At 51.6% G+C, this 12,264-nt stretch carries 12 protein-coding genes and 1 tRNA gene; 5 read left to right on the forward strand and 8 right to left on the reverse strand.

The window, feature by feature from the left end; all coding sequences use genetic code 11:
• Positions 1 to 313: 313 nt before the first annotated feature.
• The 5 genes from WKJ03_RS16965 to rpsU all read right to left on the reverse strand — a co-directional run bounded on the left by WKJ03_RS16965 (position 314) and on the right by rpsU (position 5,148).
• Positions 314 to 390: transfer RNA gene (locus tag WKJ03_RS16965), tRNA-Ile, on the reverse strand.
• 323 nt (positions 391 to 713) lie between these two features.
• Positions 714 to 2,567, reverse strand: a complete 1,854-nt coding sequence (gene rpoD / locus WKJ03_RS16970; RefSeq protein ID WP_337843429.1) for an RNA polymerase sigma factor RpoD — start codon at positions 2,565 to 2,567, stop codon at positions 714 to 716.
• Between the two features lie 105 nt (positions 2,568 to 2,672).
• Complete coding sequence (gene dnaG, locus WKJ03_RS16975) at positions 2,673 to 4,397, reverse strand: DNA primase (protein WP_337843430.1); 1,725 nt, start codon at positions 4,395 to 4,397, stop codon at positions 2,673 to 2,675.
• Between the two features lie 72 nt (positions 4,398 to 4,469).
• Entirely contained in the window at positions 4,470 to 4,913 is a 444-nt protein-coding gene (locus WKJ03_RS16980) for a GatB/YqeY domain-containing protein (RefSeq protein WP_337843431.1), read from the reverse strand.
• Between the two features lie 19 nt (positions 4,914 to 4,932).
• Positions 4,933 to 5,148 (reverse strand): 30S ribosomal protein S21, encoded by a 216-nt coding sequence (gene rpsU, locus WKJ03_RS16985; protein WP_337843432.1) that lies wholly within the window; start codon positions 5,146 to 5,148, stop codon positions 4,933 to 4,935.
• Between the two features lie 168 nt (positions 5,149 to 5,316).
• Here rpsU and tsaD point away from each other — a divergent pair, with 168 nt between their 5' ends.
• On the forward strand, positions 5,317 to 6,330 hold the full coding sequence (gene tsaD / locus WKJ03_RS16990) for a tRNA (adenosine(37)-N6)-threonylcarbamoyltransferase complex transferase subunit TsaD (protein WP_337843433.1): 1,014 nt from the start codon (positions 5,317 to 5,319) through the stop codon (positions 6,328 to 6,330).
• 30 nt (positions 6,331 to 6,360) lie between these two features.
• On the opposite strand, the gene plsY is transcribed toward tsaD, so the two are convergent.
• Positions 6,361 to 6,990, reverse strand: coding sequence for a glycerol-3-phosphate 1-O-acyltransferase PlsY (gene plsY / locus WKJ03_RS16995; protein WP_337843434.1), 630 nt, complete (start codon positions 6,988 to 6,990; stop codon positions 6,361 to 6,363).
• 141 nt (positions 6,991 to 7,131) lie between these two features.
• On the opposite strand from plsY, the gene folB reads away from it, so the two are divergent.
• Both folB and folK read left to right on the forward strand, forming a co-directional pair.
• Entirely contained in the window at positions 7,132 to 7,482 is a 351-nt protein-coding gene (gene folB, locus WKJ03_RS17000; RefSeq protein WP_337843435.1) for a dihydroneopterin aldolase, read from the forward strand.
• The gene (gene folK, locus WKJ03_RS17005) at positions 7,482 to 8,027 is read left to right on the forward strand and encodes a 2-amino-4-hydroxy-6-hydroxymethyldihydropteridine diphosphokinase (protein WP_337843436.1); all 546 of its coding nucleotides are present in this window, start codon (positions 7,482 to 7,484) and stop codon (positions 8,025 to 8,027) included. The genes folB and folK overlap by 1 nt, the downstream gene beginning before the upstream one ends.
• Here folK and WKJ03_RS17010 read toward each other — a convergent pair.
• Complete coding sequence (locus WKJ03_RS17010; protein WP_337843437.1) at positions 7,945 to 9,189, reverse strand: multifunctional CCA addition/repair protein; 1,245 nt, start codon at positions 9,187 to 9,189, stop codon at positions 7,945 to 7,947. The two genes, folK and WKJ03_RS17010, sit on opposite strands and share 83 nt — an antisense overlap.
• A gap of 77 nt (positions 9,190 to 9,266) precedes the next feature.
• Here WKJ03_RS17010 and WKJ03_RS17015 point away from each other — a divergent pair, with 77 nt between their 5' ends.
• Complete coding sequence (locus tag WKJ03_RS17015) at positions 9,267 to 10,178, forward strand: AAA family ATPase (protein WP_337843438.1); 912 nt, start codon at positions 9,267 to 9,269, stop codon at positions 10,176 to 10,178.
• Positions 10,179 to 10,184: 6 nt separating this feature from the next.
• The gene (locus tag WKJ03_RS17020; protein ID WP_337843439.1) at positions 10,185 to 10,988 is read left to right on the forward strand and encodes a general secretion pathway protein GspB; all 804 of its coding nucleotides are present in this window, start codon (positions 10,185 to 10,187) and stop codon (positions 10,986 to 10,988) included.
• A gap of 14 nt (positions 10,989 to 11,002) precedes the next feature.
• On the opposite strand, the gene WKJ03_RS17025 is transcribed toward WKJ03_RS17020, so the two are convergent.
• A complete protein-coding gene (locus tag WKJ03_RS17025) occupies positions 11,003 to 12,217 on the reverse strand; it encodes an HD-GYP domain-containing protein (RefSeq protein WP_337843440.1) in 1,215 nt (404 codons plus the stop codon).
• Between the last annotated feature and the right edge of the window lie 47 nt (positions 12,218 to 12,264).

Genomic DNA, 12,264 nt, shown 5'->3' on the forward strand with positions numbered 1-12,264 from the left:
CGCTTTAGCTGCAAGTGGGGTTAGTCCGGTGAGGGTCAGCATGAAAACCTGGTTTAAAATGGTGGCCCCAGCTGGGTGAAACGAGTGCAGTGACAAAGCATTGCTTTGAGCGAGTTGAACGCGCAGCCGCTTTAGCTGCAAGTGGGGTTAGTCCGGTGAGGGTCAGCATGAAAACCTGGTTTAAAATGGTGGCCCCAGCTGGGTGAAACGAGTGCAGTGACAAAGCATTGCTTTGAGCGAGTTGAACGCGCAGCCGCTTTAGCTGCAAGTGGGGTTAGTCCGGTGAGGGTCAGCATGAAAACCTGGTTTGAAATGGTGGCCCCACCTGGACTTGAACCAGGGACCTGCCGATTATGAGTCGGATGCTCTAACCAACTGAGCTATAGGGCCATTTTTACACTTTTGTATGAGGCTGCAAGGTACGTCCTGTAGCTTCATTCCGGTTCGGCCATCCACGGCCTCACCTTCGGGTCTTTCGCAGTGAAGTTAAATCACTGCTCATCGCCTTACGGCGACTGCCCCTCAGCCAACACAACTATAGGGCTGCATGCTTGGAAGCTGCAGGGCTGCAGCACAAAGCCACCGCAGTATATGTATTTTGTGTTGGCTTGTCACTGCTAAAACCACAGCACAAACAACTGATTGGCGGAATTTTAGGCAAAAAAACAGGCGCTGTACTGCGCCTGTTTTGTTCTGAATCGCTTTTTAAACTTTTATTCGTCCAGGAAGCTCTTTAATACTTCGCTGCGGCTTGGATGGCGCAGTTTACGCAAAGCTTTGGCCTCAATCTGACGGATACGCTCACGGGTAACGTCAAACTGTTTGCCTACTTCTTCCAGCGTGTGGTCGGTATTCATATCGATACCAAAACGCATCCGCAGCACTTTGGCTTCGCGGGCTGTTAAACCGGCCAGCACTTCGCTGGTGGCAGCTTTTAAGCTTTCCATGGTGGCTGAATCCAGTGGCGATTCCGAGGTGCTGTCTTCAATAAAATCGCCCAGATGCGAATCTTCATCGTCACCAATAGGGGTTTCCATTGAGATTGGCTCTTTGGCAATCTTCAGCACTTTACGGATCTTGTCTTCCGGCATACCCATACGCTCAGACAGTTCTTCCGGTGACGGTTCACGGCCCATTTCCTGCAGCATCTGACGGGAGATACGGTTCAGTTTGTTGATGGTCTCGATCATATGCACCGGAATACGGATAGTCCGTGCCTGGTCCGCGATAGAGCGGGTAATGGCCTGACGGATCCACCAGGTGGCATAAGTAGAAAACTTATAACCACGGCGGTATTCGAATTTGTCGACCGCTTTCATCAGACCGATGTTACCTTCCTGAATTAAGTCCAGGAATTGCAGACCGCGGTTGGTGTATTTCTTTGCAATTGAAATAACCAGACGTAAGTTGGCTTCCACCATCTCTTTTTTCGCCCGGCGCGCTTTGGCTTCACCAATCGACATGCGGCGGTTGATGTCTTTAATTTTGAAGATAGACAGGCCAGTCTCTTCTTCAATTTTTTTCAGCTTGTCGATGCTGCGGTACAGCTCGTCTTTCATCTCGGCCATCCGGGCTGAGTGAGGTTTGGCGGCTGCAATTTCGGCGTCAATCCAGGCCGTGCTGTTTTCGAAACCGCTGAAGGCTTTCATAAAGTTCTTCTTCGGCATCTTGGCGTATTCAACGCAGTGTTTCATCACAATGCGTTCCTGCACCCGCACCCGGTCCATCATCTCGCGCATGTTTTTTACCAGGCGGTCGAATTGTTTGGGGACCAGACGGAAGCAGCGGAAGACTTCGCTCAGCTTCTCAATTTCTTCTTTGGTGGTTGGGTGCTCACGGCCATTATTGATGATGGAGTGACGGGTCACTTCATACTGGGCACGTAAGGCACCGAATTTTTCCCGGGCCATTTCTGGGTCTGGGCCCGAATCACCGTCGTCCGAGGAGTCACCGTCTTCATCTTCCTCGTCGCCGGAGATGTCCGTGTCTTCGTCATCCAGTTGATCTTCTGGCACGTCGGAGCCGATATGGGTCGCGGTTGGCGCCATATCATCGGCTTCGTTCGGGTCAATAAAGGCAGTGACTATGTCACTTAAACGGATTTCTTCGGCTTCGTATTTATCCCACTGTTCCAGCAGGTAGGTAATGGCCTCAGGGTATTCAGCCACAGAGGTCTGAACCTGATTAATGCCTTCTTCAATACGTTTGGCGATGTCAATTTCGCCTTCACGGGTCAACAGTTCCACTGTCCCCATTTCACGCATATACATCCGAACCGGATCAGTGGTGCGGCCCAGTTCTTTATCGACACTGACCAGCGCCTGGGCAGCTTCTTCTGCTGCGTCTTCATCTGGTGTGGCATCTGTCATGATCAAGTCATCGGCATCTGGTGCTGTTTCAAACACCTGAATGCCCATGTCGTTGATCATCCGGATTATGTCTTCAATCTGATCCGAGTCGATGATGTCTTGTGGAAGGTGATCATTGACTTCAGCAAAGGTTAAGTAGCCTTGCTCTTTACCCTTTAAAATCAGGAGTTTTAGTTGCGACTGAGGATTTTGCTCCATAGAGGCTGCTCTTCCACCCAAATAAGTTAGTCTGAAAATGCGAATTAGCGATTATAACAAAGCGCGGCTTTTCTAGCCAGCCACGACCTGCCTGCCAACCCAGTGTTATTTGCTTTTAAACGCTTTTAATAACAGCACGAATTCCTGTTTTTCTGCCTGCGAAAGCTGTTCCAGCGTATCCTTACGTTGCAGCTCTTCCAGACGCTGCGCCAGATACTGATCTTCGATCGATCGGAAGGTATCCAGAAACTCCTGGGTCAATTGCTCTTCGGCGACCTGATGGTCCCACAAGGTCAGTTTGACCAGAATGTTGTATTCGGCGGTATCCCGCCAATGTTCTAACAATTGAGCTGTGGTTGCTTTGGGTTGTTGCAGCAGCTTCTGCTGCAACGCCAGTAATAACTGAATGCCCGGCAGATTGGCCTGAGCCAGCTCAGGCGCCACGGGCATCACCTGCGCCAGCACCGGGTGTTGTATCAACAGTGCAATGGCACGCCGCATAGGTGTAATTTTCGGGGCCGGTGTCGCCGCGGCAGCCACGGCCGTTTTTGCCACGGGCCGGGCCGCTGTTTTCACGTTTTTCCCCACCAGCGCCTGCAGTTTTTCATACAAGGCGTCACGGTAAAATTCGCTCGGTATTTGTTTAATCAGCTCGTTGGCTTTGGCCCACAAGGCGGATTTACCGGCATCTGTACTGACGTCCAGTTCTTTGACCAGATGATCAAACAAATAAATCCCTAAGGATTGTGCCTGGTCCAGCCGCTGTAAGAACGCTGCTTTGCCTTCTTGTTTGACCAGCGAATCCGGGTCTTCGCCTTCAGGTAAAAACACAAAATTCAGTTCAACACCATCTTTCAGATGGGGCAGGGCACTTTGCAATGCCCGCCAGGCCGCATCACGACCGGCTCTGTCACCGTCATAACAGCAGGTGACTGTGCTGGTGAGCCTGAACAGCGTCTGCATATGATCTGGGGTCGTTGCAGTGCCTAAACAAGCGACAGCGAAAGAAATTCCTTTATCTGCCAGGCCAACCACATCCATATAGCCTTCAACAATCAGCACCCGGTTTAACCGCTCGTCATTCTGCCGGGCTTCATAGAGGCCGTACAACTCACGGCCTTTATGGAACAAGCGGGTTTCCGGTGAATTCAGGTATTTTGGGGTTCCATCACCCAAGACCCGGCCACCGAAGCCAATAACCCGGCCACGTTTATCCCGAATTGGAAACATCAGGCGGTCGCGGAAAAAGTCGTACTCTCGGCCGTTTTCGTTGCGGTTGATCAGTTTCAGTTCAAATAGCTGATCGCGCTGCGACTTAGTGCTGGCCAGTTGCTTTAATAAAAAGTCCCAGCTTTCAGGTGCATAACCAATGCCATATTTTTCGGCTGTGGCTGCACTGATACCGCGATTGGTCAGATAAGCACTGGCTGTTTCATGGTTGCTTAAGGCCTGCTGATACAGCGCCGCCGCTTTTTGCATCTGACTGTAATCGTCGGCTTGCGCCTGCGGTCGCTGCGGCCCTTTGCCTTGCTCCCGTGGCACTTCCAAATGGTGCAAGCGGGCTAAATCTTCAATAGCTTCAACAAATTCCAGTTGTTCATACGCCATTAAAAAACTAATGGCATTGCCGTGTGCGCCACAGCCGAAACAATGGTAAAACTGCTTATCCTGACTGACGGTAAAAGACGGCGATTTTTCGTTATGAAAAGGGCAACAAGCCTGGTAATTCTTACCAGCCTTTTTTAATGGAACTCTGTGATCAATCAGCTCAACAATATCGGTGCGGGCGAGCAGCTCGTCGATAAAGTGTCTGGGAATTTGTCCTGCCACCTTTTTCCTTGCGCGGTCTTCAGAAAAAGACAAGCCGAGCATTAGCCCGGCATGCAGTGATTTGGCCTTAACTTAGTTCAGTCTGGATTTGACCAGCTGACTTAATGCACCCATATCAGTGCGGCCCTGCACCTGTGGTTTTAACCACGCCATCAGCTTGGCCATGTCCTGCATTGAGCTGGCACCGGTTTCTGCTATGGCTTGTTGCAGTAAATCATCCAGTTCTGCCGCCGACAAGGCTTTTGGCAAAAACTGTTCAATGATTGTAATTTCGGCTAACTCAGTGTCAGCCAAATCCTGTCTGCCTGCGGCGCTGTATTGACTGGCAGATTCTTTGCGTTGCTTGGCCATTTTGGTCAGCACGGCAAGAATATTGGCGTCAGTCGGTTCCATCTGCGCATCAATCTGGCGTTGCTTTACTTCGGCCAGCGCCAAACGAATAGTGCCAAGGCGTAATTTATCCTTGGCACGCATTGCGTCTTTTTGTGCTTCTTGCAGTTGCTCTAACAGCGACATCAGTCAGGCAGAAAAGAAATTAGTAAAGCTTGATACGACGAGCGTTCTCGCGGAACATTTTTTTCATGTGGCGCTTTACTGCGGCCGCTTTTTTACGTTTACGGATCCAGGTTGGTTTCTCGTAAAACTCTTTAGCGCGCACGTCAGCCAGAACACCAGCTTTTTCGCAAGAACGTTTGAAACGACGCAGAGCTACGTCAAACGGCTCGTTTTCTTTAACTTTTACTACAGGCATTAAATTCTCACCTCGGTCACTTTGGTTAGCGTCTAACCAATACGATTAAAAATGGTGCGGCATTCTACCCAAAAGCCACTACCAATGTAAAGCAATAAGTGTTTCGCTGGCTCTGCTCTACGGATGCCAGTACAATTCGCCGCGTATCATAGAGTGGAAGGGGAAAAAATGCGAGTCCTTGGCATCGAAACCTCCTGTGATGAAACAGGAATTGCCATATACGATGAACACAAAGGCTTATTAAGTCATGTGCTGTACAGCCAGATCCCACTGCATGCCGATTACGGCGGTGTGGTGCCTGAGCTGGCGTCGCGTGATCATATCCGTAAAACCCTGCCACTGATCAAGCAAGCGTTAACTGAAGCCGGATGCAGCGCTTCGGACATTCAGGGGGTTGCCTACACAGCAGGCCCGGGTCTGGCTGGTGCATTGATGGTGGGGGCTGCTATTGGCCGTTCTCTGGCAATGGCCTGGAATGTGCCGGCTCTGGCGGTACACCATATGGAAGGCCATTTATTGGCACCTATGCTGGAAGAAAAGCAGCCTGAATTTCCTTTTTTAGCTTTGTTGGTGTCCGGTGGTCACACTCAGCTGGTGCGGGTCGATGGCATTGGCCAATACAAGTTGCTCGGTGAATCCATTGACGATGCGGCGGGCGAAGCCTTCGATAAAACAGCCAAATTAATGGGGTTGGATTATCCAGGCGGCCCACTGCTGGCGAAATTAGCTACTTCCGGTGATCCGGCCGCTTATGCTTTTCCGCGGCCTATGACGGACAGACCTGGTCTGGATTTCAGCTTTAGTGGCCTCAAGACAGCGGCTGCGAACGTGATTGCTGCACAAGGCAAGAGCCCGGATGTGCAGGCGAATATCGCGGCGTCATTCCAACAGGCAGTGGTGGATACCCTGGTGTTGAAATGTCGCAGAGCGTTGAAAGAACAAAAGCTGAAGCGGCTGGTGGTGGCTGGTGGTGTCAGTGCCAATACTTCTCTGCGCGAGCAGCTGGAACAACTGCTGTCCAGCTTAAAAGGGGAAGTGTTTTACCCACGTAAAGAGTTCTGCACCGACAATGGTGCCATGATTGCGTTTGCCGGATTCCAACGCTTAAAAGCAGGTCAGCAGCAGGATTTATCGATAGGAGTCACGCCACGCTGGCCAATGGATCAATTGCCCGCTCTTTAAATGAATGGGGTCAGAGTCATACTCTGACCTCTACTCTGACCCCGGATCTGATTCCTTTTTGGTTTTCTTGCGGCCTTTATGCCAGACTTTGCTTTCTTCACCCTGCCAGAGCCGGATGATGTTGTCTTTATGGCGCAAAATAATCAGCAGGCTCAGCATCGACACAGGAACAGTGTATAAAGGTTTGATAAACCAGGTAAAAAGTGGTGCCAGCGACACTGTCACTATGGCAGCTAAGGACGAATAACCGGTCGCACCCACCAGTATCATCCAGGTGGAAATTAATAAACCTGCCAAATCCAAACCTATAGGCATCATGCTGCCAAAAGCCGTGGCGACCGCTTTGCCACCTTTAAAACCAAAAAACAGCGGATAGATGTGACCGAGGCAGGCGCAGATGGCAATCATGCCAAGGTAGAAAGCTTCAATCCCTAAGAAATAAGAGCCCCAGACCGGAATAGTGCCTTTGAGCACATCAAACACCAGCACTAAAATTGCGGGGAATGCGCCGCCCAGGCGCAATACATTGGTGGCTCCGGGGTTGCCTGAACCGTGGGTGCGCGGGTCGGGTAAACGGAAAATCCGGCTGACCAGAATAGCAGAGCAGATCGAACCGCTTAAGTAGGCGGCAAGCATCATTACTGCTATGGTTGGGGTCATGGTTCTGGGTTCCTCAGTCTGGCAAAGTGCGCTAGAATCACGCCCTTATCAAAAGGCGGTCAGCTTATAGAGTTTTGTGGTTTTTGCCTATCCGACCAGCAGACTACCTGAAACAGTAACTTAACAAAAGCGGAAATCAGAATGGACAAAGTTTTTATCAGTGCTTTACAGGTCCCGACCGTGATTGGGGTCTATGACTGGGAAAAACAAATCCACCAGACGCTGGTGTTTGATATTGAGATGAAAACAGATATCCGCCAGGCTGCCGCAACTGACGATTTGCAATTGACCATCGATTATGCAGCCGTCTGTCAGGCCGTCACTGAGCTGTGTGCTGTGCCGCATCAGTTGCTGGAAACTGTGGCGGAAAAAACTGCCACTATGCTGCTGCAGCGTTTTCCCACTACGGCAGTAGCGATCCGTATTGGCAAACCTGGTGCGGTGCCACAGGCCGCTACTGTCGGTGTGAGCATTAAAAGGGGCGACTGGTAATGGCACTGATCTACATCAGTGTGGGCAGCAATATTGAACGCGAGCGCCATATTGCTGCCGCTTACCTTGAGCTACACGCCTTGTTTGGTCCGCTGCGCTGTTCGCGGGTGTTTGAAAGTGAAGCTGTCGGTTTTGTCGGAGAGCCCTTTTATAACCTGGTGATCGAAGCCCATACGGAGCTGGCCGTTGCTGATTGTATCAGTGCGCTGAAAAGCCTGGAGCAGCGTTACGGCAAAGAGGCCACGGCGCCTAAATTTTGTGGCAAAACCCTGGACCTGGATTTACTGACCTATGACGCGCTGATCTGCCAGCAGCCGGTGGAACTGCCGCGCGGTGAAATCCTGAAAAATGCCTTTGTGCTTTGGCCCCTGGCTGAACTGGCACCGGAGCAGCTGCACCCTGTGACTCAGCAGTCTTATCTGGCTTTGTGGCAGGCCTATCAGGAACGGCAGCAGCTCTGGCCTATTGAGTTTGTCTGGCCTGATCCCACTGTTGTTTTACCTGCGTCACTGCTGCCAGCCGATGCTCAGCCAGTTTGTGTTTAATAGCTTCACCTTTTAAGCCTGACGCCACTATGGCTTTGATATCCACAGCACGTGCTGCTTGAGCCGCGTCTGTTAAATACTGCTGTTGTGGGTAGTCGGCTTGTTCAAAGCCGGTACGGCCACGTAAATCCGCAACGGCACACAGCAGCAATAAGTCCAGCCGTTCTGGTTTACGCCATAAATCAATGCCATCAAAGAGTTTCAGCACTGTCGCCGGGCGCAGCTCCAGGGCTTTGTGCAGCAGTTGATGGTACTGACAGGCAAGCAGCGCCAGATCTTTGCAGTCATTTGGCACCCGCAAGCGCTCACACATGGCTTTGAGCACAGGTAAACCACTATGTTCATGGCCATGATGCGAAGGCCAGAGCGCCGGGTCGGTTTCGCCTTTGCCAACGTCATGGCACAGCGCAGCAAAACGTACGTCTAACCGATCGGATAACAATGCCGCCTGTTGCAGCACCAACAAAGTGTGAATACCGGAGTCGATTTCGGGGTGCCATTTGGCTGGGTTGGGCACGCCCCAGAGTCTGGCCAGTTCCGGCATCAGCGCAGCCAAAGCACCGACCTGATACAGCACCTCAATATAGGCCTCTGGGTTGCGTTCCTGCAAAGCCCGGGCGCTTTCCTGCCAGACCCGCTCCGCCGTCAGGTGCTGTAACTCACCGCTGTGACTGAGCAGGCGCATCAGGTTCAGGGTCTCGTCGGCAATCTGAAAACCCAGGTGCTTATAACGGGCGTAGAAGCGGGCCACTCTTAATACCCGCAGCGGGTCTTCCGCAAAAGCCGGCGATACATGACGCAGAATTTTGTGCTGCAGGTCCTGGTAACCGCCATAAGGGTCATGCAGCTGCCCTTCTTCGTCCATCGCCATTGCATTGATGGTCAGATCGCGGCGCAGCAAATCCTGCTCCAGCGTGACGTCTTCTGCGAAATAGCAGGCAAAGCCGGTATAGCCCTGGCCCTGTTTACGTTCAGTGCGGGCCAACGCATATTCCTGTTTGGTTTTGGGATGCAGGAACACCGGAAAATCTTTACCAACGGCCTGATAGCCCTGAGCCAGCATTTGTTCCGGTGTGCTGCCGACCACCAGCCAGTCCTGGTCCAGCGCCGGATAATTCAAGAGTTTGTCGCGAACTGCGCCGCCGACCAGATACAGCTTCAATGCTTTCCCACCAACAGTTTTTTTGCCATTATAACGCCCCAGCAGCAAAAGTCGCTCAACCCAACCTCAGGAACGCCATGTACACCGGATTTTTTGGCCTGAACAGCCAGCCGTTTTCGATAGCGCCGAACCCTGATTTTTTGTTTCTCAGTGCCCGTCATGCAGAGGCACTGGCTCATTTGCGTTATGGTTTGGGTGATGCTGGTGGTTTTGTGCTGCTGACCGGGGAAGTCGGCACCGGCAAAACGACAGTATCACGCTGTTTATTGCAGGAACTGACCGACCAGACCGAAGTGGCTTTTATTTTAAACCCGACGTTGAATGAGCTTGAGTTGTTGGCGGCCATTTGTGATCAGTTGCGTATCCGCTACAAAAAGGCGGATGCCAGCCTGAAAAACCTGACCGACAAAATTACCAACCGCCTGCTGAAAAACCATCAGGCCGGTAAAAATACCATTTTGATTATTGATGAAGCCCAGCATTTGCAGCCTGCGGTGCTGGAGCAGTTGCGTCTGCTGACCAATCTGGAAACCAACACTAAAAAGCTGCTGCAGGTGATTTTAATTGGGCAGCCGGAATTACAGCAGTTGCTGCAGCGACAGGACTTACGCCAGCTGGCGCAGCGCATTACCGCCCGCTACCATCTGATGCCTTTAACCGAACAGGAAGTGCAGCAGTATGTCAGTTATCGTTTGCAGGTAGCCGGTTGCAGCCGGCCTGTGTTTACCGCAGCGGCGCTGAAAAAACTGTTTCTGTTGTCTGGTGGTATTCCGCGTCTGTTGAACCTGATTTGTGACCGGGCTTTGCTCGGCGGCTATAGCCAGCAAAAAGCCTTGGTGGATGCCAAACTGGTAGAGCAGGCAGCGACTGAAGTGTTGGCGGTAAAAATGCCGGTGCAAAGCCAGCCATGGCCCTGGTGGTTGTGGCCGGCTGTTACTTTATTGGCACTTGGCGCTGGTGCAGCTGTCGCCACACTGTGGTGGAAGTGAGAATTTATGTCGTTATTGATGGATGCGTTAAAACAACAGCAGCAGGTACAGATTGCGGCTGCATCAAAGCCAGCTTTGAATTGGCTGAAACCTCTGTTGTTGCTGCTGATTATTGGGACGGGTTTGGCAGTGGGGTTCTGGTTGGGCCGACAGCCCCAGCCAGAGGTTGTTGCTGTGCCCACAATACCAGCACCGCCTGCGGTGGTGCAGCCTGTGGCAGCGAGCGCCGCTGAAATTGCGCAGGAGCTGCAACTTGCGGCCGATCTATTGCCTGCTCAACCAACCGAAGACGCCGTTTCTGAGCAACTGCTGGTCTCAGCGCAGCCGGAGCCGCCGATGCTGGGGCGCAGCCGGGCCGAAACCGACTTTACTCAGCAAGAGGATTTTGTAGAAGCCGATCCACAGGAAGAACTAAGCCCGCTGGCCGACTTGCTGCCAGCCGAAGAGCTGGAAAACTCCGAAGCACCGGCTGAGCTGAAAGAAAAGTTTGCCAGTGCACTGGCGGCTGCAGAGCGCAGCAACAGACAACCTCAGATCAATTACCACGATGTGCCAGCCGTGCCGGTTCAGCAGCTGGACGATCTGCTGCAGCGTCAGCTGCCTGAGCTGAAATTTGAAGCCCATGTTTATGCGTCAGAGCCGGCTCAGCGCTGGGTGAAAGTCAATGGCAAAGACTTGCAGCAGGGCCAATGGCTGACGGCCGACGTGCAAGTCAAAGAAATATTGCCACAGTATGTGGTGTTGCAGTTTGGTCAGCAGACGTTTAGCGTCGAGGCGCTGAGTGACTGGAGTTATACCCGTCGTCCCTGAAGCAACCGTGCTGTTTATTGCAACACTGACTGGCGGAAAAAGCGCATTAAATCAATGTCAAAGTCTTCTGGCATTACCGCCGCTTCAATTTCATCATCCACTTTTGCCTGGGCTAAATCCAGTTCCTGCACTTCCAGATAATGGCGAAATTTGGTGTGATAAAACACTTTCACCACGGGTTTGAGCGGATCGACCAGATTGGCTTTGAGTACTATGGCCAGCCTCTGGCTTTTCAGTTTCACCAGCGTACCAACCGGATGGATGCCAATGGCCTGAATAAATTGCGCCAGCAATTCCTGATCATAGCTGTGGCTTTCTTTTTTCATGATTTTCAGAGCCGTAATGCCGCTTTGCCCTTCTTTGTAACAGCGGGTTGCTGTGATGGCGTCATAGGTATCGACGATAGCAATCATGCGGCCATACTGGGAAATCTGCTGGTCTTTCAAACCTAAAGGGTAGCCCTTACCGTCCAGCCGTTCATGGTGCACTGCCGCCACATCCAGACTGGCTTGGCTTAACCCTGCTATGGACTCCAGCAATTCGAAGCTGTAGATCACATGGTTGCGCATTTCCTGCAGTTCCTCCGGATCCAGCCGACCTGGTTTATTCAGAATATGGTCCGGCACTTTAATTTTGCCCATATCATGCAGCAAAGCGCCGGTCGCCAGTTGCTGGATCAGCTCTTGTTCAAAGCCCAGTTGTTTGGCAAAAATGGTCATCAGGATCGAGACATTGACGGAATGTTCCAGCAGGTAGGCGTCTTTGTCGCGGATACGGCTGATGCAGAGCAAAGCGTCCTGATTACGGAAGACGGATTCAATAACACCATTGGCGCAATCAACAAAAGGCTGCAGAGCCAAAGGGCGACCTGCCTGGATATCGGCAAAGGCTTTTTTCTGCAGACCTTTGGCTTGCTGGTACAACACCTGCGCCTGTTCCAGTTCCTTGCTGTAGGGCACAACGCGGCTTCTTTTTGTGCCTGCCGCTGCGCTGACAGGTTCGCTTGCAGGCAGCTCAGTCGTTTCTTTCGACTGATTCAGATCTTTGCTTGGATCGGTCAGCAGTTCCAGCACGCCCTTTTTTTTCAGCTGGGCAATAATAGCGTCAGTGCGAACCCAACCTTCGGTTTTAATTTCGACCCGGCCTTTTTGTTTTAAAACGGCCACCACGTACATTCCTGGTACTAACTGGTCTATAGAAACGGTTTTGAACTGATTTGACTGATTCATTGGACCTCAGCAACAAAAAGTTAACCGAAATATATAAAAACTGTAAA

This window comes from Rheinheimera sp. (assembly GCF_037442525.1).
GTDB lineage: Bacteria > Pseudomonadota > Gammaproteobacteria > Enterobacterales > Alteromonadaceae > Pararheinheimera.